Annotated in this window: 21 protein-coding genes; 14 read left to right on the plus strand and 7 right to left on the minus strand. The window is 69.9% G+C overall.

All coding sequences use genetic code 11. The features are described from left to right. Nucleotides 1–41 precede the first annotated feature (41 nt). Complete coding sequence (locus JJQ90_RS16430) at nt 42–797, minus strand: amino acid ABC transporter permease (RefSeq protein WP_216877211.1); 756 nt, start codon at nt 795–797, stop codon at nt 42–44. A gap of 118 nt (nt 798–915) precedes the next feature. On the opposite strand from JJQ90_RS16430, the gene JJQ90_RS16435 reads away from it, so the two are divergent. Beyond that, nucleotides 916–1,710 carry a transporter substrate-binding domain-containing protein gene (locus JJQ90_RS16435; RefSeq protein WP_216877213.1) on the plus strand — a complete coding sequence of 265 codons (795 nt, stop codon included), beginning with the start codon at nt 916–918 and terminating at the stop codon, nt 1,708–1,710. A 9-nt stretch (nt 1,711–1,719) separates the two neighbouring features. Here the strand turns inward: JJQ90_RS16435 and JJQ90_RS16440 are convergent, their stop codons facing one another. The 4 genes from JJQ90_RS16440 to JJQ90_RS16455 all read right to left on the minus strand — a co-directional run bounded on the left by JJQ90_RS16440 (nt 1,720) and on the right by JJQ90_RS16455 (nt 5,008). Continuing rightward, nucleotides 1,720–2,007 carry a hypothetical protein gene (locus tag JJQ90_RS16440; protein ID WP_216877215.1) on the minus strand — a complete coding sequence of 96 codons (288 nt, stop codon included), beginning with the start codon at nt 2,005–2,007 and terminating at the stop codon, nt 1,720–1,722. 99 nt (nt 2,008–2,106) lie between these two features. Next, nucleotides 2,107–2,841 (minus strand): pyridoxine 5'-phosphate synthase, encoded by a 735-nt coding sequence (locus JJQ90_RS16445; RefSeq protein ID WP_216877217.1) that lies wholly within the window; start codon nt 2,839–2,841, stop codon nt 2,107–2,109. After that, entirely contained in the window at nt 2,838–3,824 is a 987-nt protein-coding gene (gene pdxA / locus JJQ90_RS16450; protein WP_216877219.1) for a 4-hydroxythreonine-4-phosphate dehydrogenase PdxA, read from the minus strand. The genes JJQ90_RS16445 and pdxA overlap by 4 nt, the downstream gene beginning before the upstream one ends. Nucleotides 3,825–3,856: 32 nt before the next feature. After that, nucleotides 3,857–5,008 (minus strand): aminotransferase class V-fold PLP-dependent enzyme, encoded by a 1,152-nt coding sequence (locus JJQ90_RS16455; protein ID WP_216877221.1) that lies wholly within the window; start codon nt 5,006–5,008, stop codon nt 3,857–3,859. 67 nt (nt 5,009–5,075) lie between these two features. Between JJQ90_RS16455 and kynA the strand changes: the two genes are divergently transcribed. From kynA to JJQ90_RS16470, 3 genes are all read left to right on the plus strand, one after another. Continuing rightward, the gene (gene kynA, locus JJQ90_RS16460) at nt 5,076–5,891 is read left to right on the plus strand and encodes a tryptophan 2,3-dioxygenase (RefSeq protein WP_230410722.1); all 816 of its coding nucleotides are present in this window, start codon (nt 5,076–5,078) and stop codon (nt 5,889–5,891) included. Between the two features lie 53 nt (nt 5,892–5,944). Continuing rightward, a complete protein-coding gene (locus JJQ90_RS16465) occupies nt 5,945–6,712 on the plus strand; it encodes a sulfite exporter TauE/SafE family protein (RefSeq protein ID WP_216877223.1) in 768 nt (255 codons plus the stop codon). Nucleotides 6,713–6,795: 83 nt separating this feature from the next. Continuing rightward, entirely contained in the window at nt 6,796–9,093 is a 2,298-nt protein-coding gene (locus JJQ90_RS16470; protein WP_216877225.1) for a hypothetical protein, read from the plus strand. On the opposite strand, the gene JJQ90_RS16475 is transcribed toward JJQ90_RS16470, so the two are convergent. Beyond that, a complete protein-coding gene (locus JJQ90_RS16475; RefSeq protein WP_216877227.1) occupies nt 9,094–9,906 on the minus strand; it encodes a DUF2189 domain-containing protein in 813 nt (270 codons plus the stop codon). Between the two features lie 181 nt (nt 9,907–10,087). On the opposite strand from JJQ90_RS16475, the gene ccoN reads away from it, so the two are divergent. The 9 genes from ccoN to JJQ90_RS16520 are packed head-to-tail and all read left to right on the plus strand — an operon-like array spanning nt 10,088 to nt 18,035. Next, on the plus strand, nt 10,088–11,542 hold the full coding sequence (gene ccoN, locus JJQ90_RS16480; protein ID WP_329959457.1) for a cytochrome-c oxidase, cbb3-type subunit I: 1,455 nt from the start codon (nt 10,088–10,090) through the stop codon (nt 11,540–11,542). Between the two features lie 11 nt (nt 11,543–11,553). Next, nucleotides 11,554–12,282, plus strand: a complete 729-nt coding sequence (gene ccoO / locus JJQ90_RS16485; RefSeq protein ID WP_216877231.1) for a cytochrome-c oxidase, cbb3-type subunit II — start codon at nt 11,554–11,556, stop codon at nt 12,280–12,282. A gap of 11 nt (nt 12,283–12,293) precedes the next feature. Further along, on the plus strand, nt 12,294–12,461 hold the full coding sequence (locus tag JJQ90_RS16490; protein WP_216877233.1) for a cbb3-type cytochrome oxidase subunit 3: 168 nt from the start codon (nt 12,294–12,296) through the stop codon (nt 12,459–12,461). A gap of 11 nt (nt 12,462–12,472) precedes the next feature. Next, nucleotides 12,473–13,345: a cytochrome-c oxidase, cbb3-type subunit III gene (gene ccoP / locus JJQ90_RS16495; protein ID WP_216877235.1), complete on the plus strand. Its 873-nt coding sequence runs from the start codon at nt 12,473–12,475 to the stop codon at nt 13,343–13,345. Nucleotides 13,346–13,362: 17 nt separating this feature from the next. Continuing rightward, on the plus strand, nt 13,363–14,865 hold the full coding sequence (ccoG, locus tag JJQ90_RS16500) for a cytochrome c oxidase accessory protein CcoG (protein ID WP_216877236.1): 1,503 nt from the start codon (nt 13,363–13,365) through the stop codon (nt 14,863–14,865). Beyond that, on the plus strand, nt 14,862–15,341 hold the full coding sequence (locus tag JJQ90_RS16505) for a FixH family protein (RefSeq protein ID WP_216877238.1): 480 nt from the start codon (nt 14,862–14,864) through the stop codon (nt 15,339–15,341). Before ccoG ends, JJQ90_RS16505 begins: the two co-directional genes overlap by 4 nt. Beyond that, nucleotides 15,338–17,701 (plus strand): heavy metal translocating P-type ATPase, encoded by a 2,364-nt coding sequence (locus tag JJQ90_RS16510; RefSeq protein WP_216877240.1) that lies wholly within the window; start codon nt 15,338–15,340, stop codon nt 17,699–17,701. The genes JJQ90_RS16505 and JJQ90_RS16510 overlap by 4 nt, the downstream gene beginning before the upstream one ends. Further along, on the plus strand, nt 17,701–17,862 hold the full coding sequence (gene ccoS / locus JJQ90_RS16515; protein ID WP_216877242.1) for a cbb3-type cytochrome oxidase assembly protein CcoS: 162 nt from the start codon (nt 17,701–17,703) through the stop codon (nt 17,860–17,862). The genes JJQ90_RS16510 and ccoS overlap by 1 nt, the downstream gene beginning before the upstream one ends. Beyond that, the gene (locus JJQ90_RS16520; RefSeq protein WP_216877244.1) at nt 17,859–18,035 is read left to right on the plus strand and encodes a hypothetical protein; all 177 of its coding nucleotides are present in this window, start codon (nt 17,859–17,861) and stop codon (nt 18,033–18,035) included. Before ccoS ends, JJQ90_RS16520 begins: the two co-directional genes overlap by 4 nt. A gap of 77 nt (nt 18,036–18,112) precedes the next feature. Here JJQ90_RS16520 and JJQ90_RS16525 read toward each other — a convergent pair whose 3' ends face one another. Next, complete coding sequence (locus JJQ90_RS16525) at nt 18,113–18,565, minus strand: Lrp/AsnC family transcriptional regulator (RefSeq protein ID WP_216877246.1); 453 nt, start codon at nt 18,563–18,565, stop codon at nt 18,113–18,115. Nucleotides 18,566–18,675: 110 nt separating this feature from the next. On the opposite strand from JJQ90_RS16525, the gene JJQ90_RS16530 reads away from it, so the two are divergent. After that, nucleotides 18,676–22,083, plus strand: a complete 3,408-nt coding sequence (locus tag JJQ90_RS16530; protein WP_230410723.1) for an indolepyruvate ferredoxin oxidoreductase family protein — start codon at nt 18,676–18,678, stop codon at nt 22,081–22,083. Nucleotides 22,084–22,089 lie beyond the last annotated feature (6 nt).

Genomic DNA, 22,089 nt, shown 5'->3' on the forward strand with positions numbered 1-22,089 from the left:
GCTGGGGCGCCCGGCGTCAACAGTCGCGCCGGAGGCGCGCGTCAACCGTCACGCGGCCGCGTCTGGTCGGCGCCCAGCCGCCGTTCCAGCCAGCGCGTGCCGGCGGAGATCAGCAGGATCAGCACCAGGTATTCCAGGATCAGCACGGTATAGATCTCGAGCGGCCGGAAGACCGAGACCACCAGCTCATTCGCGCGGCGCGTCAGGTCCTGGTAGCCGATGACGCTGGCCAGGCTGCTCATCTTCACCACATAGACGAACTGGTTGGCGACCGGCGGGATGATCCGCCGCAGCGCCTGCGGCAGGATGACGAAGCGCATGGCCTGCCAGCGCGACAGGCCGAGCGCATGGGCGCCCTCCCGCTGCCCCTGCTCGATGCTCTGGATGCCGCCGCGCAGGATTTCCGCCTCGAAGGCCGAATCGCACAGGGCGATGGCGATCAGCGCGGCGGTGAAGACATCCAGCCGGATGCCGAGCACCACCGGCAGGCCGTAGAAGACCCAGAGGATCAGCACCAGGATCGGCACCGCGCGGAACAGCTCCACCCAGGCACGGTTGGCCAGCCGCAGGGCGCGCGACCGCGCGAAGCCCAGCAGCGCCACCGCGGTGCCCAGCGTGACCGAAAGCAGGATGGCGGCCAGCGAAAGCGAGACGGTGGCCCAGAGCCCCTCCACCATGAACAGCAGATTGGCCTGGCCCCGGCTGTCCGCCGGATTGACCACATGCCAGCCCCAATTGCCGCCGCAGCCGGCCAGCAACAGCGACAGGGGAAGAAGGCGGAGAAGGGGCTTGGCCATGCCGCTGTCTCCCATGCTTCGCGCCGCCATGCGATATCGGCGGGGTGATTCGGTGCCGCACCGTTGCGGATTTGCCGGGCCGGCCCACACTCGACCCGAGCCGAACAGGAGCCTTCCCATGCATCGTCGCCATATCCCCGCCGCCGCCGCGGCCGCCGCCCTGCTGCTGCCCGCCCAGGCCTCGGCCCAGCCCGCCGGTGGCGGGCGGCTCCAGGCCATCCAGTCCGCCGGGCGCATCCGCATCGGCACCACGGGCGACTTCAACCCGATGAGCTTCCGCGACCCCGCCACCCGCAGCTATCGCGGCCACCAGATCGAGGCGGCGGAACAGCTGGCGAAGGACATGGGGGTGCGGGCGGAATTCGTCGCGACCGAGTGGCGCACCCTCATCAACGGGCTGCAGGCCGACCAGTACGACGTGATCTTCACCGGCACCTCGATGTCCGTCGCCCGCGCCATGGCGGGCAGCTTCACCCTGCCCTGGGGCCGCACCGGCTTCATCCCGCTGACCACCCGCCGCAACGCCGCCCGCTTCGCGAATTGGGAGGCGCTGAACCAGCGGGGCGTGACGGTGGCGACCAATCTCGGCACCACCATGGAGCAGTTCGTGCAACAGGCGCTGCCGGCCGCGACGCTGCGCCGCGTGGAAAGCCCGGCGCGGGACTGGCAGGAACTGCTGGGCGGGCGGGTGGATGCCACCATGTCCACGGTGATCGAGGCCGCCTTCCTCACCCGCGAATATCCCGACCTGGTGGCGCTGTTCAGCGACCAGCCGCGCAACCCGATCCCGATGGCCTTCATGGCGCCCTTGCAGGACCCGGTCTTCCTCAACTTCCTGAACACCTGGGTGACCATCCGCCTGGCCAGCGGCTTCTTTGCCGAGCTGGGGCAGAAGTGGAATGTCTCGGCCTGAGCCTCGCTCTCAGGCGAGAAGTTGCACCAGCAGCATGCCGCAGCCCAGCACCGCGCTGGGCGCGGTCAGCGCCAGCAGGGTGAGCGGCGCGAGCGGCCGTTCCGGCGCCTGCGGCGCCTCCTCGCTGCGGGGCGGCACCGCGATGGCCGCCGGATAGGTCAGCACGCGGCGCTGCCGCGCGGCGCCGGCCGGCAGCGGAATGATCCGCGCGCTGCGGGGCGCGCTGTCGCATCCCGCCGCCCCCGTCCGAAGGGACCAGAGGGGGATCGTCTGTCGAGCCTTGGCTGGGATGGCCATGGGCGTCTCGCATCCTGCATTGCCGGCCCGGCCGTCAGTTCGGCGCGGGCCACCTGGGAAGGCTGGCAGCAAACCCTGTGCCATGCATTCTGCGACAGCCTAGATCCCGCCGCGCGCCTGATCGATCAGCGACCGCATCCGCCGCACCGCCGAGGGCAGGCCCTCGAAGACGCTCTGGCTGATGAGGAAATGGCCGATCGAGACTTCCGAGACCTGCGGCAGGGCCGCGATGCCGCCGATGCAGTCATAGTCCAGCCCATGGCCGGCATGGCAGAGCAGGCCCGCCGCCTCGACCGCCGCCGCACCTCGGGCCAGCCGCGCCAGATGCGCCGGGCGGTCGGCCGGGGCGGCATCGGCATAGGTGCCGGTGTGCAGCTCCACGCAGTTCGCGCCGATCCGCGCCGCGGCCTCGATCTGCGCCGGATCGGCCTCGATGAAGATGGAGGTGCGGATGCCGGCGCCGTTCAGGCGCTTCACCGCCTCGGCCAGGTCGGGCCCGGCGCGCAGGATATCCAGGCCGCCCTCGGTGGTCAGTTCCTGGCGCTTCTCCGGCACCAGGCAGCAGGCCTCAGGCCGCAGCCGCGTGGCGATCGCCACCATCTCCTCCGTCGCGGCCATTTCCAGGTTCAGCTTGGTCGGGACTTCCGCCTTCATCCGCTCCACGTCGCGGTCGCGGATATGCCGGCGATCCTCCCGCAGATGGATGGTGATGCCCTCCGCCCCCGCTTCCAGGCAGAGATGCGCGGCGGCGACCGGATCGGGGAACTGGCCGCCACGCGCATTCCGCAGCGTCGCGACGTGGTCCACATTGATCGAGAGCAGGATCGTGTTCATGGCGCGGATTCCCTTGCGCGGCTTGCGGCCATTTCCCCGGCCAGCCGCAGCGCGGCGATCAGGCTGCCGGGATCGGCCAGGCCCTGGCCGGCGATATCGAGCGCGGTGCCGTGGTCCGGGCTGGTGCGGATGATGCGCAGCCCGAGCGTCACATTGACGCCGCCATCCATGTCGAGCGTCTTGATCGGGATCAGCGCCTGGTCGTGATACATGCACAGCGCGGCGTCGTAGCCGGCGCGCGCCCGGGGCGTGAACATCGTATCGGCGGGCAGGGGGCCGCGGGCGGCGATGCCGGCCGCGCGCAGGGCCGCGATGGCGGGCGCCACGATCTCGATATCCTCCCGCCCCATGGTGCCGGCCTCCCCGGCATGGGGGTTGAGGCCGGCGATGACGAGGCGGGGCTGGGCCAGGCCGAAATCCCGGCGCAGCGCGGCGGCGACGATCCTGCCCTGCTCCACGATCATCGCCGTCGTCAGGCTGCGCAGTGCCTCGGCCAGCGCGACATGGATGGTCACCGGCACCACGCGCAGGCCGGGGCAGGCCAGCATCATCACCGGCGGGCCGCCATCGCCGGCCAGCTCGCCCAGGAATTCGGTATGGCCGGGGTGCCGGAAGCCGGCGGCGGTCAGCACCGCCTTCTGGATCGGGTTGGTGACCACGGCGCCCACACGGCCCGCCAGGGCCAACTGCACCGCCTGCTCGATGGCGCCGATGACGGCGGGGGCGTTGGCGGGGTCGGGATGACCGAGCCGCAGGGGGGCGGCGAGGGGGCGCGGCAGGATCGGCAAGGCGGTGGCGAAGGCGGCGGCGGCCTGTTCCGGCGCCTCGATCATGGTGGTGGGGACGTCCGGGCATTGCGCCGGGTCGCCGATCAGGAAGAAGGCGGGACCTGACTCCCGCAGGGCGCGCCAGGCCTTGGCGGTGGTCTCGCCGCCGATGCCGGCCGGTTCGCCCATGGTCAGCGCGAGGGGGAGAGGGGTCATGGATGCCGCGTAGCGCCTTCGCCGCCGGGCGCCTAGGGGGCCAGCCGGCGCAGGCGGAGTAGCAGCGCATCCACCTCCGCTTCGGTCTGGTAGATGCCGAAGCCGAAGCGCAGCCGGTTGCCGCGACGGTCGGTGACGATGCCGGCCGCGGCAAGGCGCTGCTGCCAGGTCTCGGCGTCCGGCAGGTCGAAGGTGAGGAAGTTGCCACGGCGCGACTCGGCCAGCGGCACCACCAGCCGGCGGGCATCGAGGCCCGTGCCTTCCAGTCCATGGACGAAGCGGGCCTGCAGGGCATGGGCGTGGTCGCGGATGGCGGCGGTGGTCAGCCCCATCTCCGCGACCCAGCCCAGCGCCGCATCCAGCCGGAACAGGCCGGAGGGGTCGAAGGTTGCGCCCATGAAGCGCCAGCCATCCGCCGCATAGCCAACCCCGCCGCCGGCCTGTTCCAGCGCGCCGAAGGCGGCGTACCAGCCGGTGGCGCGCGGCCGCGGCAGCCAGCCGGGCGGGCAGTGCAGGAAGCAGGCGCCCTCGCCGGCCATGGCGTATTTGTAGCCGCCCGCAGTGTAGAAGGCGCGGCCGGCCAGCGGCCCCAGATCGACCGGGCGGGCCATGAAGGCGTGGTAGCCGTCGATCACGAACACCGCCTCGCCGGCCGCCGCCGCCAGGGCTTCCAGACCCTCCATCGCGAAGCCGGAGGCGAAGAAGACCTGGCTGACCCAGATCAGGTCGAAGCCCTGCGGTGCGGCCTCCAGCAGCCGGTCCAGGCAGGTTTCGCCGGGCTCGCTGGCGATCCGCGTGACGGCGACCAGGCCTTCCTCCTCCAGCCGCGCGAGCTGGCGGGACAGGCTGTGGAACTCGCCATCGGTGGTCAGGATGCGCGGCGTGTGCCCGGTCGGCAGGGCGGAGAGGATGCGCAGCAGGAAATCATGGGTGTTGGCGGCGAAGACCAGCGTGGCCGGGTCCGGCAGGCCGAGGTGATGCGCCACCTGCCGGCGGCACCGGTCGAGGACCGGTCCCAGCACCTCCTCCCATTTCCCGTCCTGCAGGCGCGCTGCCACATCCCAGGCCTGCAACTGTGCCGCCCGCGTCACATCAGGCCAGGGGTGATGGCTATGCGCGGCAAAGTGCAGCCGTCGCGGATCGGCGCCGAGAAAGCGGGAAAAATGCGATCGGAGGTCGAGCATGCAGGCTTCCATGTGGCATCGGCCGGGGCCGCGTCTAGACTGGACCTTACCCGATGGAGGTCTGTGGATGGTCGAGGGTGCGGAGACGGATTTCAGCCGCCGGATGAGTTACGGCGACTATCTGGGCCTGGACCGCCTGCTGTCGGCGCAGATGCCACGCAGCGGCCAGCATGACGAGATGCTGTTCATCATCATCCATCAGGTCCAGGAGCTGTGGCTGAAGCTGATGGGCCATGAGCTGGACCTGGCGATGGACCGCATCCGGGCCGACGATCTCGCGCCGGCCTTCAAGGCGATGGCGCGCATCAGCCGCATCCAGCGCCAGCTCGTCGAGGCCTGGGATGTGCTGACCACGCTGACGCCGCATGACTACCTGGCCTTCCGGGAAAGCCTCGGCTCATCCTCCGGCTTCCAGTCCTGGCAGTACCGGCTGGTGGAATACCGCCTCGGCAGCCGCAACGCCTTCATGATGCGCCCGCATGCCCATGTGCCGGAGGTGCACGGCCTGCTCAGCGCCGCCTTCGAGGCCCCCAGCCTGTATGACGAGGCGCTGCGCCTGCTGCACCGCCGCGGTCTGCCGGTGCCGGAACAGGTGGTGATGCGCGATGTGCGGGAGGCCCATGTGGCGAACCCGGCGGTCGAGGCCGTCTGGGCCACGGTCTATCGCGATGCTTCCGCCTATTTCGACCTGTACGAGCTGGCGGAGGAACTGGTGGACATGGAAGATGCCTTCCAGACTTGGCGCTTCCGGCACCTCAAGACCGTCGAGCGGATCATCGGCCATCGCAAGGGCACTGGCGGCAGTGCCGGGGTCAGCTACCTTCAGACGGCGCTGGACCGGCGGTTCTTTCCGGAATTGTGGTCCGTGCGGACCAGCCTTTGACCCTTCCGGGCAATTGACCTGGCGCAAGGATCCGGCAGGGAAGGGCGGGTAGCATGGCGCCCATGCTTGCCAATTGTCTCCATGACCTGACCGCGCTGGGCGCCGGCGCCCTGGCCTCGGTGCTCGTCGCCATGCTTCTGACCGGGCTGGCGGGCGGGGTGACGCATTGCGCCGGCATGTGCGCCCCCTTCGTCATCGCGCAGTCCGGCGCGGCCGTGGGCGCCAGCGGAGATGGGATGCTGGCGCGGCTGTCGGGGGCTGCGCTGCTGCCCTATCACGCGGGGCGCCTGGTCGGTTACGCCACGCTGGGCGCGGTGGCCGGGGCGAGCGCGGGGCTGGTCAGCCAGGTGACCGGGTTGCGACAGGTGCTCGCGGCCCTGCTGCTGCTGGCGGCGGTGCTGATGCTGCGCCAGGCCGTCGGGCGCCTGCCCGCGTCATGGCGGGGCAGGCTGGCCTTCTGGCGGCGCGGCGCCCCGGCATTGAGCGCCGACAGCGAGGGTCCCTTCCAGCGCGCGATCGGCCGGCTTCTGGCACGGCCGGGGGGCTGGAATGGCTTCGGGCTCGGCCTGCTGCTCTCGGCGCTGCCCTGCGGCCTGCTCTATGCCGCGCTGGCGGCCGCGGCGGCGACGGGCAGTGCCCTGGCGGGGGCGCTGGCCATGCTGGCCTTCACCCTCGGCACGATTCCGGCGCTGATCGGCGTGGCGCTGCTGGGCCGGCTGTTCCTGCGGCGGTCCGGGCCGATGACCCGGGCGGTGGGCGGGCTGCTGTTCGTGGTGAATGCGGCGCTGCTGGCAGGCATGGCGGTGCGATTGGTGGCGTGATGATGGCCAATCCGCCGGCGCGTTGACGGCATCTCAACCAGCCCGGTGTTTATCTGCCCGCCGCACCAGGATGGGGCCAAGGCATGTCTGTGTCGTTCAGCGGCACGGTACCGGATACGATCTACGAGAATGCGCGACGTGGCGACTGGGTCGCCTATCTGACGTTCCCGGAGGGCGTGTTCTCGGTCGGCCTCTATGGCACCGATGCGAATCTGTTCACCGCGACCTTCCATGCCGACCGGCGGCTGATGACCATCACGCCGCTCCAGGCCCTGGATGCCGAGGCCTATCCGGCGAATGCCAGCTTCAGCTTTTCGGTGAGCATCAGGACATCGGCCGGCTGGATCGCCTCCGGGGGCCATTTCACGGTCCGGCTGCTCGATCTGGACGACACGCCGCCGCAGGATGTCCGCTTCCTGTCCGGCGGCACGGTCCTGGCCAATGATGTGGGCGCGCCCATCGGCACCCTGACGGCCACCGACCCCGACAGCAGCGGGCCGATCACTTACCGCGTCGCCTGGCCCGATTCGGCCCGGTTCGAGATGATCGGCAATGAATTGTGGCTCCGCCCCGGCGTCGACCTGATCCGTGAGGGCGGCACGGTACGCGAGGTGATGATCGAGGCCGATGACGGCCTGAACATCTCCAGCCACCTGGTTCCCGTCACCATCCTCCAGCCCGGCCCGATGTCGCCCTTCATCATCCAGGACGGCACCATCTTCGGCGACACGCTGACCGGCGGCGCGGCGCCCACCGCCATGTTCGGCCATGCGGGCAACGACCTGATGCGCGCCGGTGCCGGCGCCGACAGCCTGACCGGTGGCGATGGCAACGACACGCTGGAAGGCGGCGGGGGCGCCGACACCATGCGCGGCGGCAATGGTAACGACATCCTCCGCGGCGGCGACGGCGCCGACAGCCTGTTCGGCGATGCGGGCGATGACTGGCTGCAGGGCGGCGCGGGGGTCGACCGGCTGGTGGGCGGGGATGGCGCCGATACGCTGGATGGCGGCGGCACCGGCGCGAACCGGCTGATCGGCGGCGCGGGCAACGATGTCTACATGCTGCGCAACCAGAATGAGACCTGGCTGGAACTCCCGGGCGGCGGCATCGACGAGCTGGTCCTGGGCTGGTCCATGACCATGCCCGCGGAGATCGAGCGCCTGCGGCTGCGGGCTGGCAGCGGGGACCACGCCCTGACCGGCCTGGCGGGCAACGATTCGCTCTACGGCAATGAGGGACGCAACGTCCTGATCGGCGGCGCCGGCAATGACTTCCTGGATGGCGGGGCCGGCGCCGACTCGCTGCACGGCGATGCGGGGGCGGATACCATCCTGGGCGGCGACGGTGCCGACACCGCTCGGGGTGGCGATCAGGACGACTGGATCGATGGCGGGGCGGGCGATGACGTGCTGTACGGCGATGGCGGCGCCGATACGCTGATCGGCGGCGAGGGCACGGACTGGCTGTTCGGCCATTCGGGTGCGGACGTGCTGCTGGGCGGCAATGGCAATGACCGCCTCGCGGGCGGCGATGGCAATGACCTGCTCCAGGGCGATGCGGGCGCCGACCTGCTGTCAGGCGGCGCCGGTGCCGATACGCTGGAGGGTGGCGCCGGCAACGACACGCTGATGGGCGGCGATGGCGCGGATCTTCTGCGCGGCGGCGATGGCGATGACCGCCTGGATGGCGGCAGCGGCGACGACACGCTGGAAGGCGGGTTCGGCGCGGATGACCTTCAGGGCGGGGCCGGCAACGACCTGCTGCGGGCCGGCCCCGGATCGGGATCCGTGCTGCGGGGCGGAGAGGGGGCCGATACGCTGGATGCGGCGGCGGGAGACCGGCTGAACTCCTGGCTGTTCGGCGGCACCGGCCATGATCTCTACATCATCGACTCCCGCGGCGACGTCATCCTCGAGGAGATCAATGGCGGCACGGACACCGTCTGGGCGCAGCTCGCCGGCGGGGGCTATCTCCTGCCGCCGAATGTGGAGAATCTGGTCCTGCTCGGCACGGCGCTGATGGGCCAGGGCAATGAGCTGGCCAACCAGGTCACCGGCAATGCGCTGCCCAATCTGCTGCTCGGCGGCGCTGGGGCGGATACGCTGCGGGGTGGGCTGGGCGATGACACGCTGGGCGGCGGCAGCGGGGCGGACCGCTTCATGATGGACGTCAATGCGGGCGCCGACGTCATCCTGGATTTCACACCCGGCGAGGACCGGCTGCTGCTGCCGGCCGCGAGCTATGCCTCCTCCGCCGCCGCCCTGGCGGCGATGCGTGGGGTCGATGGCGGGGTCATGCTGTCCATCGGTCTGGGCAGCGTGCTGATGCTCGGCCTGACGCCGTCGCAGATCCACGCCAGCGACATCAACCTGTTCTGATCAGCGCACCAGATCGCGATAGGCATGCCATGTGGCGTGCCCGATCAGCGGCATGACCAAAGCGAGGCCCAGGAAGAACGGCACCAGGGCCATGGCGGTGAAGACCACGATCAACCCGGCCCAGAGCGCCATGGCGCGCCAGTTCAGCAAGGTCACCCGCACCGAGACGACGATCGCCTCCATCGCCGAGATGTCGCGATCGACCAGCATCGGGATGGCGACGGCGGAGATGGCGAAGGCGACGCTGGCCAGGACGAAGCCGAATCCGGTGCCGATGATCAGGAAGGGCAGCAGCATTTCCGACCGCAGCAGCGCCATGGGCAGCGTCTCGATGGCCGGGGAGAATCCGAGCCCGAAGAAGACGGCGAAGAGCAGCCCGGCCACGCGCACCCAGAACAGATGCAGCAGCAGCAGCGCCACGCCCATGAAGGCCAGTTGCGGGCCGTTGCGGCGGAAGCCCTGCAGGCAGAGCGCCAGCGACACCGGCTCGCCCCGTTCGCGCCGCCGGCTGGCCTCATAAAGTCCGGCGGCGATCAGCGGCGCCACCAGGAAGAAGCCGGCGGTGGCGGGAAGCACCGCCCAGGCGACGCCGATATTCAACAGCAGCGCGCTCAGCACCCAGCCGGCAACCACCACGGCGCCACCGTAGAGGAAGCCGATATGCGGCATGGCCATCAGGTCGTGCCAGCCGGCGGCCAGCCAGGCCCAGGGCCTGTCCGGTGCTGCCGGGGCGATGGCGGGTGTCGATGGCGCTTGGGCCATTGATGCGGCGGTCTCGTCCATCTGGCTGGCCTCGGCTTTCCTGGTTGTCATCCCTGCGGCCAGGGTAGCGACCCGACGTCGTCGCGCCATTGATCCGCATCAAGGACGTGGCGTCCCGAATCACGTCTTCTGCCGCCACCACACCGCCCAGATTGCGACCCCGGTGTGCGGAGGGGAGAGTTTTGTCATGGCAGCAGCAGGCTACGCCGCCAGTCCAGTAGGATCGGCCGCGGTGACGCGGTACGAGCCTTATGTGGAGGCACCGATACGGGCCTTCGCAATCGCGACCGTCTTCTGGGGCGTGGTCGGCTTCCTGATGGGCGTGCTGATCGCCTCTCAGCTCGCCTGGCCGCTGCTGAACCTGGATCTGGAATGGACGACCTTCGGTCGGCTGCGCCCGGTCCATACCTCCGCGGTGATCTTCGCCTTCGGCGGCAATGCGCTGATCTGCACCAGCCTTTATGTCGTGCAGCGCACCTGCCGCGCCCGCCTGTTCGGCGGCGAGCCGATGGCCTGGTTCCTGTTCTGGGGCTACCAGTTCTTCATCGTCGCCGCCGCGCTCGGCTACGTCTTCGGCGTGACCCAGGGCAAGGAATATGCCGAACCCGAGTGGTTCGTGGACATCTGGCTGACCGTGGTCTGGGTGCATTACCTGATCGCCTTCGGCGGCACGATCGTGAAGCGGGAAGAGCCCCACATCTATGTGGCGAACTGGTTCTACCTCGCCTTCATCGTCACCGTTGCCATGCTGCACATCGTCAACAACCTGGCGCTGCCGATCACGCTTGGGCACGGCAAGAGCTACGGCCTGGCGGCTGGCGTGCAGGATGCGATGATCCAGTGGTGGTATGGCCACAACGCGGTGGGCTTCTTCCTGACCGCCGGCTTCCTCGGCATGATGTACTACTTCATCCCGAAGCAGGCCGACCGGCCGGTCTATTCCTACCGCCTGTCGATCGTGCACTTCTGGTCGCTGATCTTCCTCTATATCTGGGCCGGCCCGCACCACCTGCACTACACCGCGCTGCCTGACTGGGCGCAGACGCTGGGCATGGTGTTTTCCGTCATGCTGTGGATGCCGTCCTGGGGTGGCATGATCAACGGCCTGATGACGCTGTCCGGTGCCTGGGACAAGCTGCGCACCGATCCCGGCCTGCGCTTCTCCGTCACAGCCGTCGGTTTCTACGGCATGTCCACCTTCGAAGGTCCGGTGATGTCGATCAAGGCGGTCAACGCCCTGTCGCACTACACCGACTGGACCATCGGCCATGTGCATTCCGGCGCCATGGGCTGGGTCGGCTTCATCACCTTCGGCGCGCTGTACTGGCTGTTCCCGAAGCTGTGGAACAAGAAGGCGCTGTACAGCCAGAAGCTGGTGTCCTGGCACTTCTGGATCGCGACGCTCGGCATCGTTCTCTACATCACCGCGATGTGGGTCTCCGGCATCCTCCAGGGCCTGATGTGGCGCGCCTATGACGAGCTGGGCTTCCTGCAATACGCCTTCATCGAAAGCGTTGCGGCGATGCACCCCTACTACGTCATCCGCATGCTGGGCGGCGTGATGTACCTGACCGGCGCGCTCATCATGGTCTTCAACCTGTGGAAGACGGTGACGAGCGACGAGCTGACCGAGACCGCGCCGGTGCCCGAGCCCGTCGCCACCTACACCCACGCCCCCGCCGAGTGAGGAGTCCTGTCATGCGTTGGTTCAATCACGGACTCATCGAGAAGAATCTGCTGCTGATGGGCGTGCTGACGCTCATCACGGTGTCCATCGGCGGGTTGGCCCAGATCGTGCCGCTGTTCACGGTGGAAAGCACCATCGAGCGTGTGGAGGGCATCCGCCCCTACACCCCGCTCGAACTGGCGGGCCGCAACATCTATGTGCGGGAGGGCTGCTACCTCTGCCACAGCCAGATGGTGCGCCCCTTCCGCGACGAGCTGGAGCGCTACGGCAACTACTCCCTGGCTGCGGAGAGCATGTACGACCACCCGTTCCAATGGGGCTCGAAGCGCACCGGGCCCGACCTGGCGCGCGTCGGCGGCCGCTATTCGGATGACTGGCACGCCGCGCATCTGCGCAGCCCGCGCGCGGTGGTGCCGGAGAGTGTGATGCCGCCCTATGCCTTCCTCGATCGTCCGCTGAACACCCGCGACATCGCCGATCATCTGCGGGCGCAGGCGGCCGTGGGCGTGCCCTATACGCCGGAGATGATCGCCAATGCCCGCGCCGACCTTGAGGCGCAGGCCAGGCCCGACCTGGATGGCTCCGGCTTCAGCAGCCGCTACGCCCGCGCCCGCCAGGGCACCTTCGACGGCAATGCGGCCGTGGTGACGGAGATGGATGCGCTGGTCGCCTATCTGCAGATGCTCGGCACGCTCGTCCGCTTCAGCGACGTGACGCCCGAGCAAGTCCGGCAGCAGTGAGGAACAGCATCATGGACCTCGTCGCCCTGCAGCCGATCTTCTCCACCCTCTGGGTGGTCTGGTTCTTCGTTCTTTTCATCGGAATCCTGCTGCGCGTCCTGGCGCCTGGCCGGAAGCAGGATTTCGAGCGGCAGGGGCAGATTCCCTTCCGCGAAAATCCCTCCGACCGCCAGCGCTGAGGAGTCCCATCATGCCGACCAAGATCGAGAAGGACAGCCTCACCGGCACCGAGACCACCGGCCATGTGTGGGACGGGATCCAGGAGCTGAACACGCCGCTGCCGAGGTGGTGGCTCTATACCTTCTACGCCTGCATCGCCTTCGCCGCCGTCTGGGTGGTGATCTATCCGGCCTTCCCCTTCCAGGGCGCCACCGGCCTGTCCGGCTGGATCGCGCGCGAAGCGGTGGTGGATACGGTGCGGGAGGCGGAGGCGCGGCGCGAGCCGATGATGGCGCGCATCCGCAGCGCGACGCCGCAGCAGATCGCGGACGATCCGGAACTGCGCAACTTCGCCATCGCCGGTGGCCGCATCGCCTTCGCCAACAACTGCGCCGGCTGCCACGGCGCCGGTGGCCAGGGCGCGGTGGGCGGCTTTCCTTCGCTCGCCGATGACGACTGGATCTGGGGCGGCAGCCACGACGCGATCCGCGAGACCATCGCGCATGGCATCCGCGCCGGCGAAAGCGACTCCGAACGCATCAGCATGATGCCGCGCTTCCTGGCCGATGGCGTGCTGACGCTGCCGCAGGTGAACGACACCGCCGAATTCGTCCTGTCCCTGACCGGGCGCGCGACGGATGCGGCGGCGGCGGAGCGCGGCGCGACTCTCTTCACCGAGAACTGCGCCGCCTGCCATGGCGAAGCCGGCGAGGGCAATCGCGATGTCGGCGCGCCGCGCCTGTCGGACCGCATCTGGCTCTATGGCGGCGACAAGCCGTCCATCGTGCGGTCCATCGCCTATAGCCGCAGCGGCGTGATGCCGGCCTGGGGTCCCCGGCTGGATGCGGCCGTCATCAACATGCTCGCCGTCTATGTCCATGCCCTTGGCGGCGGCGAGAACTGAAAGGCGGATCACGTGTCATGAGCACCATCCAGCCCAAGGACCGGCTGCGTCCCACAAGCGAAGCCCCGGCGGCTACGCCGTCGCTCTATGCCAGCCGCCAGCAGGTCTATCCCAAGGCGGTCAGCGGTCCGGTGCGGCGCGCCAAGTGGGTGGTGCTCATCCTGTGTCTCGCGGCCTACTACCTCGTGCCCTGGCTGCGGTGGGACCGTGGCCCGGGCGCGCCGGACCAGGCCGTGCTGGTCGATATCGGCAACGGCCGCCTGTTCTTCTTCTTCATCGAGATCTGGCCGCAGGAGGTGTATTTCCTGACGGGCCTGCTGGTGCTCGCCGCCATCGGGCTGTTCGTGGCGACCAGCCTGTTCGGCCGCGTCTGGTGCGGCTTCGCCTGCCCGCAAACGGTCTGGACCGACCTGTTCATGTGGGTCGAGCGGCTGATCCAGGGCGATCGGAATGAACGCATGCGCCTCGACAAGGCGCCCTGGTCGCTGGAGAAGTTCCGCAAGAAGGCCAGCACGCATGTCGCCTGGCTGCTGATCGCGGCGGCGACCGGTGGCGCCTGGATCATGTATTTCAACGACGCCCCGACAGTGACCTGGGAATTGCTGACCGGCCGCGCCTCGCTGGAGGTCTATTTCTTCTTCGCCCTGTTCTCCGGCACCACCTATCTGCTGGCCGGCTGGGCGCGGGAGCAGGTCTGCACCTATATGTGCCCCTGGCCGCGCTTCCAGGCCGCGATGCTGGATGAGAACTCCCTTGTCGTGACCTATCGCGACTGGCGCGGGGAACCTCGCGGCAAGGCGAAGGATACGGGGGCCGGCGACTGCGTCGATTGCCGCGCCTGCGTCAATGTCTGCCCCACCGGCATCGACATCCGCGACGGGCAGCAGTTGGAATGCATCGGCTGCGGCCTCTGCATCGATGCCTGCGACGACATCATGACGCGCCTGGATCGCCCCCGGGGGCTGGTGGCCTTCGAGACGCTGGCCAATCTCGCGGCCAGCACCGCGGCGGCGAAGGCGATTCCGCCGAGCCCCGCGCGCTGTTCCACCGGCATGGCCGCGCGCCGCGTGCCGCGTTTCGTCCGGCCGCGCACCATGCTCTATGCGGCGATGCTGGCCGCGGTGATGGCGGTGATGCTCGGCGCCTTCCTGCTGCGCGAGACGGTCACCCTGTCCGTGCTGCGCGACCGTGCGCCGCTGTTCGTCACGCTCTCCGATGGCGCCGTGCGCAATGGCTATACGCTGAAGATCGCCAACAAGGATCGCGACGTCTCGACCCTGACGCTCGAACTCCTCGCCCCCCAGCCCCTGCAGGTGGCGGTGCAGGAGGGTGTGGCGATGGGCGACAACCGCTTCGGTGTCACCACCCGCCCGGATGGCATCACCCAATGGCGCGTGCTGGTCACGCGGCCCGAGGGCCTGCCGGCGCGGGAGAGCATGGATGTCACCTTCCGCCTGCTGGATGCGCGCGGCCATGTCGTCGCCTCCAGCCACAGCGTCTTCCTGGGGCCAAGGCCATGAACGAGACGACGATGAATTACGATCCGCGGCGCGGCCGCTGGATCCCCTGGGTCTTTGTCGGCGGCATGCTGCTGGTCGTCGTGGTCAATTTCGGCCTGGTCTGGGCTGCACTGACCACCTTCACCGGCGTCACCGTCGGCAAGTCCTTCGATCGTGGCCGTACCTACAACCAGGTGCTGGCGGAAGCGGCGCGGCAGCAGGCGCTGGGGTGGCAGGCGGAGGTGGCGCTGACCCAGGGGATGGTGAAGGTCATCGTCCTCGATCGCGCCGGCGTGCCGGTGGCGGGTGCGCTGGAGGGGGTGCTGCTGCGGCCGCTGCAGGGAATCGAGGAACCGCTGACCTTCCAGCAGCGTAGCGCGGGTCGCTTCGAGGCCCCGGCCGCACCCGCGCTGCCGGGCCAATGGGAAGCCCGCCTGCTGCTGCGGGCCGAGGGCGGCGAGACGTTCGACATCCGCCAGCGGCTGATCGCGCCATGAGCAGCGAACCGGCGATCCGGGAACGGTTTCAGCCGGCGCCGATCGGCCTGTCCCGGGCGCATTGCGCGCATTGCGGCACGCCGCTGGCACCCGGCCAGGGCGCCTTCTGCTGCGCCGGCTGCAACGGGGCGCATGCCCTGGTGCGCGGCCTGGGGCTCGACGCCTTCTATCGTCGCCAGGACACCGCCGCGGGCACGCTGCGCCCGCCGGAGGCACCGCCCGCCTTCGATGCGGCGACGCTGGCCGTCGCCCAGGCCGATGGCACGCAGCGGCTGGAGCTGATGGTCAGCGGCCTGACCTGCGGTGCCTGCGTCTGGCTGGTGGAACAGGCGCTGGCGGCGGAGCCGGATGTGTTGCGCGCGCGGGCCAGTCTCAGCGCGCGGCGCCTGACGGTGGTCTGGCGCGGCCCGGCCGAACGCGCGCGGGACCTGGTGGCGCTGGTGGCGCGGCTGGGCTTTCGCGTTGCGCCCTGGTCGCCGGCCTGCCTGCGGGCGACGGAGGATGCGGAGGGGCAGGCGCTGCTGCGCGCACTCGGCATCGCCGCCTTCGGCTCGATGAACGTCATGCTGGTCTCCATCGCCGTCTGGGTCGGCGGCGATATGGGGGAGCAGACGCGGGCGCTGATGCACTGGCTGGCGGCGCTGATCGGCCTGCCCACCGTGCTGGTCGCCGGCATGCCCTTCTACCGCTCGGCCTGGGATTCGCTGCGCGCCAGGCGTGGCAATATGGACCTCGCGGTGTCGCTGGGCGTCATCGCCACCACGCTGATGAGCCTCAGCGAGGCGTTCCGGAACGGCCCCTATACCTGGTTCGACGGTGCCACGGCGCTGCTGGCCCTGCTGCTGGCGGGGCGGGTGCTGGATCGCGGCATGCGGCGCCGGGCGCGGCAGGCGGTGGCGGAGTTGCTGGCCTTGCAGGACGGCACGGTCGCGCTGCTCTGCGCCGATGGCACCACCCGATCCGTGCCGGCGGAGAGCATCCATGCCGGGGACTGGCTTCTGGTCGCCAGCGGCGACCGGCTGCGGCTGGATGGCGTGGCGGTGGAGGAGGTGGTGCTCGATCTCGGCGCCACCACGGGCGAATCCGTGCCGCGCCGACTTCCGGCCGGGGAGATCCTGGCCGCCGGTTCCGTGAATATGGGCGCCGGCTTCCGGATGCGGGTGACGGCGGCGCTGAAGGACGGTTCGCTCGCCGCCCTCGGTCGGCTTCTGGAACGCGCGGAGCAGGGCAGGGGGCGCTTCGTCTCCATCGCCGATCGCGCCGCGCGCTTCTACGTGCCGATCATCCACACGGTCGCCTTCGCCACCTTCCTCGGCTGGTGGCTGGGGGTGGGCGTCAGCTGGCAGGCGGCGCTGGTGCCGGCGGTCGCGGCGCTGATCGTCACCTGCCCCTGCGGCCTCGCCATCGCTGTGCCGGCGGTGCAGGTCGCGGCCGTGGGCGCCCTGTTCCGGCGCGGCGTGCTGGTTGCCTCGCCCACCGCGCTGGAACGGCTGGCGAGTGCCGACCATGCGGTGCTGGACAAGACCGGCACCCTGTCGGAGGGCCATCCGGACCTGCTGCCCGATGCGACGCTGGACCCGGCGATGCTGCGGCTCGCCGCCTCCCTGGCGCGCAGCAGCCGCCATCCGCTGGCCCAGGCCGTGGTCCGTGCCTGTCCGGAGGCGCCGGCGCTGGATCAGGTGGTGGAAGTGCCCGGCAGCGGCCTGCGGCGCGGCGATGTCCGCCTCGGCAGCGCCGCCTTCTGCGGCGTGGTGGAGGCGCCGGATTCCGGGATGAGCCTCTGGCTCAGCCTGCCCGGCCAGCCGCCCATCGCCTTCCGCTTTCAGGACCAACTGCGCGAGGATTCGGGCCGCGTCGTCGCCGCGATCCAGGCCCTGGGCCTGCGGACGGAGCTGCTCTCCGGCGACGCCCCCGCCACGGTGGAGGACGCCGCCGAGGTGACCGGCATCGGCCCCTGGCAGGCCCGGGCGACGCCGGCCGACAAGGCGGCGCGGATCGAGGCGCTGCGCGGCGCCGGTGCCCGCCCGCTGATGGTGGGCGACGGCATCAATGACGCGGCGGCGCTGGCCATGGCGCATGTCTCGGTCAGCCCCGCCAATGGCACCGACATCGCCCAGGCGGCCTCCGACCTGGTGCTGCGTGGCGAGGGCCTGGGCGCGCTGCCCTATGCCATTCGCGTCGCGCGCCGGGCGCAGCGGCTGGCGCGGCAGAATATCGCCTTCAGCTTGATCTATAACGTGGTGGCGGTGCCGGCCGCCGTGCTTGGTTTCGTCACCCCGCTGATCGCGGCGCTGGTGATGGCGAGCAGCTCCATCATCGTCATCTGCAACGCCCTGCGCGCGGGGAAGGAGCCGGTCTGATGAACGCCCTCGTCGTGCTCGTACCCATCGCCCTCCTCCTCGGCCTTTTGGGGCTGGCGCTGTTCCTCTGGACGCTGCGCAGCCGCCAATACGAGGATCTGGATGGTGCCGCCGCCCGCATCCTGTTCGACGATCTTCCCAGGAAGGACTCCAAGCCGTGATCTACTTCATGATTCTCTCCGCCCTCATCTCGCTCACCGGCCTGGCCGCGGCCGCGGCGGCGCAGGAAGCCAGCCTGTCCTATTTCGGCCTGGCGCTGTTCGCCTTCGGGGTACTGTTCGGGCTGATGCTGCTGAAGCAGCATTTCGACGCCAAGGATGCCGGGCAGCATTGATTTTCTGGGCTGCCATCAGACGCCGGGCGGCCGCTCGGACCGGTCAAGTGACCGGTCCGCCGACTTGATGTTGCCCATCAAGGCATCGGCGACAGCTCCTGCTTCAGGCAGCGCAGCGTGAAGCTGCTGCGGGTGTGGCGGATGCCGGGCAGGCGGTACAGGCGGTCGCGCAGCAACCGCTCATAGCCCACGGTGCCGCCGACCGCCGCCTTGATCATGAAGTCGTATTCGCCGGTGACGAGGTGGCATTCCAGCACCTCCGGAATCGCCTGCACCGCCTCCTCGAAGCGGCGCAGGCTGTCCTCGTCATGGCGTTCCATCATCACCTCGATGAACACCGTGTCCGGCAGGCCGAGCGCCGCCTGGTCCAGGATGGCGGCATAGCCGCGGATCACCCCGGCCTGTTCCAACCGTCGCACCCGGGTCCAGCAGGGGGAGGCGGAGAGCCCCACCTCCTCCGCCAGCTCGGCATTGGTCAGCCGGCCCTTGCGGGACAGGGCGCGGAGGATTCGTTTGTCGATGGCGTCCATGGCGGCAGCTTCTGCTGTTTCTTCGGCGCTGCACAACAGAATTCGAAAAATGCTCCCTTGTGCAATCGGTCCATCCTTTCCACGGTCTGGAACCTGATGGGGAAATGCGGATGGGCAGCCTGCAACGTCCCGAAGTGACGCTGGAAGACCGCTGGAACCTGGCCGGGGAGCCGGTGCTGCTCACCGGCATCCAGGCGCTGGTCCGGCTGCCGATGCTGCGGCGCGAGATCGACCTCGCCATGGGCTGGAACACCGCCGGCTTCATCAGCGGCTATCGTGGCTCCCCGCTGGGCGGCTACGACCTGGAACTCGGGCGGCAGGCGGCGCGGCTGAAGCAGGCGCATACCGTCTTCCAGCCCGGGCTGAATGAGGATCTGGCGGCGACTGCCGTTTGGGGCACGCAGCAGGTCGGGCTGGCGGCGGGCGCGCGCTATGACGGCGTCTTCGGCATCTGGTACGGCAAGGGGCCGGGGCTCGACCGCAGCGGTGATGTGATGCGCCACGCCAATTCCGCCGGCACCGCGCCGCGCGGCGGGGTACTGGCGCTGTCCGGCGACGATCCTTCCGCCAAATCCTCCACGGTCACCTCGGGCTGCGAATTCACCTTCCAGGACCTGGAAATCCCCCTGCTCGACCCCGGCGAGGTGGCGGAGGTGCTGGAATTCGGGCTGAAGGGCATCGCCCTGTCCCGCTATGCCGGCCTCTGGACCGGGCTGAAATGCGTCGCCGAGACCATGGATGCCAGCCAGACCCTGCGCATCGACCTCGCCCGCTACGCGACGCAGGAACCGGGCGACTTCCTGCGGCCGGCGGATGGCCTCTCCATCCGCCTGCCCGATCCGGCGCTGATGCAGGAAAGGCGGCTGCGGCAGTACAAGCTGCCGGCGGCGCTGGCCTTTGCCCGCGCCAATGGCCTCGACCGCATCGTCATGGACAGCCCGCAGGCGCGGCTTGGCATCGCGGTGCGCGGCAAGGCCTTCGCCACGCTGCGCCAGGTGCTGGCGGAATGCGGCATCACCCCGGAGATGGCGCGGCGGCACGGGCTGCGGATCTGGAAGGTGGGCCTCGCCTGGCCGCTGGATGCCGAGGGCGCGCGCGCCTTCGCCCGGGGGCTGGAGCAGATCCTGGTCATCGAGGACCGCCGCGCCTTCCTGGAAACCCAGCTTCGTGATGCGCTGTATGGCGTGGCGCAGCCGCCCCGCATCCTCGGCAAGCGCGACGAGCAGGGCGCGCCGCTGCTGTCGGATTTGGCCGAGCTTGACAGCGCCCAGATCCTCCGTGCCCTGGCGCCGATCCTGCCGGAGGATCTGCGGACGGAGGCGATGGCGGCCCGGCTGCGGGAATTGGAGGCGCTGGACCGCCAGGCGACGGAACCGCTTTCCGCCCGCGATCCCTTCTTCTGCCCCGGCTGCCCGCACAATACCTCGACCCGCCTGCCGGAGGGCTCGCAGGGCCTGGCCGGCATCGGCTGCCACTGGCTGGTCACCAAGATGCCGGAGCGCGAAAGCCTGCCCTTCACCCAGATGGGCGGGGAGGGCGTGCCCTGGCTCGGCCAGATGGGCTTCACCGACACGCCGCACATCTTCGCGAATATCGGCGACGGCACCTGGGCGCATTCCGGCAGCCTCGCCTTGCGCGCGGTGGTCGCGGCGAAGGCGAACATCACCTTCAAGGTGCTGGTGAATTCCGCCGTCGCTATGACCGGCGGCCAGCATGTGGAGGGCGAGTTCACCGTGCCCCGCATCGCCGCCCAGCTGCGCGCGGAGGGTGTGGAGCGGATCGAGATCGTTGCCGACGACCCCGACCGGCATCGCGGCGACCCCATGCTGCCCGCCGGCATCGGCTTCCATCATCGCAGCGAGCTGGACGCCGTGCAGCGCAGCCTGCGCGAACAGCCCGGCGTCACCGCGCTGATCTACGACCAGGAATGCGCCACCGAGCGCCGCCGCAAGCGCAAGCGCGGCACGGCGGCGCTGGCCGAGCGTCGCGCCGTCATCAATCCGCGGGTCTGCGAGGACTGCGGCGAATGTTCGCGGGTTTCCAACTGCATCGCGGTGGAGCCGCTGGCGACGCCCTGGGGCCGCAAGCGCCGCATCGACCAATCCGCCTGCAACCAGGACCTGTCCTGCGTCCAGGCCTTCTGCCCCTCCTTCGTCACCCTGGTCGGTGCGGAGCTGGCGCGGCCGAAGCCGGTGGCGGCGCCGGCGGGCGCGCTGCCGGACCCGGTGCTGCCGGCGCTGGTCGATGGCGTGGCCTGGAACGTGCTGGTGGCGGGCGTCGGCGGGCAGGGGGTGACGGCGCTGGGCGCCATCCTCGCCATGGCCGCGCATCTGGATGGCCGGCCCTCGCGCTCCGTCGATACGCTCGGCTTCGCGCAGAAGGGCGGCGGCGTCTTCGTGCAACTGCGCATCGGTGAGGTCGGCACGACGGAGGAGAGCATTCCGGCGCCGCGGATCGGTGCTGGCCAGGCGGATCTGCTGCTGGCCTCCGACATGGTGGTGGCGCATGGGCGCAGTGCGCGGCCGATGCTGGGGCCGGGGCGGACGGCCGCCGTGGTCAATGCCGACCTGTCGCCCACCGCGCAATTCGTGCGCGACACCGCGACGCGCTATGCGCCGGAGGCGATGCTGGCCAACCTCGCCGCGGTCTGCCGCGACATGACGGCACTGCCCGCGGCCTCCGAGGTCGTGGCGGAACTTGGCGATGCCATCTTCCTCAATGTCTGGCTGCTGGGTCTGGCCTTCCAGCGCGGCCTGGTGCCGGTCAGTGAGGCCGCGCTGCGCCAGGCGATCACGCTGAATGGCGCGCAGGTGGAGCGGAACCTCAGCGCCTTCACGCTGGGCCGGCAGGCGGCTTTGGAAACGCGCAATGCGCATGCGCCGGTCGTGGAAACGCTGGATGGGATGATCGCGCGCTGCGTGGCCGATCTCACCGACTACCAGAATGCCGCCTATGCCCGGCGCTATGCGAATGTGGTGGCGCAGGTGCGGGCGGCGGAGAGCGCGGTGCTGCCGGGCGAGACGCGGCTTGCCGGCGCGGTGGCGCGACAGTTGCACCGGCTGATGGCCTTCAAGGACGAATATGAGGTCGCGCGCCTGCACAGCCTGCCGGAATGGCGCGCCACCCTGGCCTCCACCTTCGTCGGCACGCCCCGCATCGAGATGAACCTGGCGCCGCCTTTGCTCTCGGCCGAGGACCCCAATACCGGCCTGCCGCGCAAGCGCCGCTTCGGTCCCTGGATGCTGCGCGCCATGGGGCTGCTGCGGCACGGCAAGGCGCTGCGCTTCACGCCCCTCGATCCCTTCGGACGCAGCGAGGAGCGGCGGATGGAGCGGGCGCTGTTCGCAGAGTATCGCGACACCATCCTGGCGCTGCTGCCGCGCCTCTCGGCCGACAACCACGCGGCCGCCTGTGAATGGGCGGAGGCGGCGGAAGGGATCAAGGGCTTCGGGCCGGTCAAGGCGCGCAACCTGGCGCGGGTGCGGCAGCGCTGGCAGGAGATCAGCGCGGGCCTATAGTCGCGG

Origin of the sequence: Falsiroseomonas oleicola (genome assembly GCF_019029495.1) — a bacterium.
In the GTDB taxonomy this organism is placed as follows: Bacteria; Pseudomonadota; Alphaproteobacteria; order Acetobacterales; family Acetobacteraceae; genus Falsiroseomonas; species Falsiroseomonas oleicola.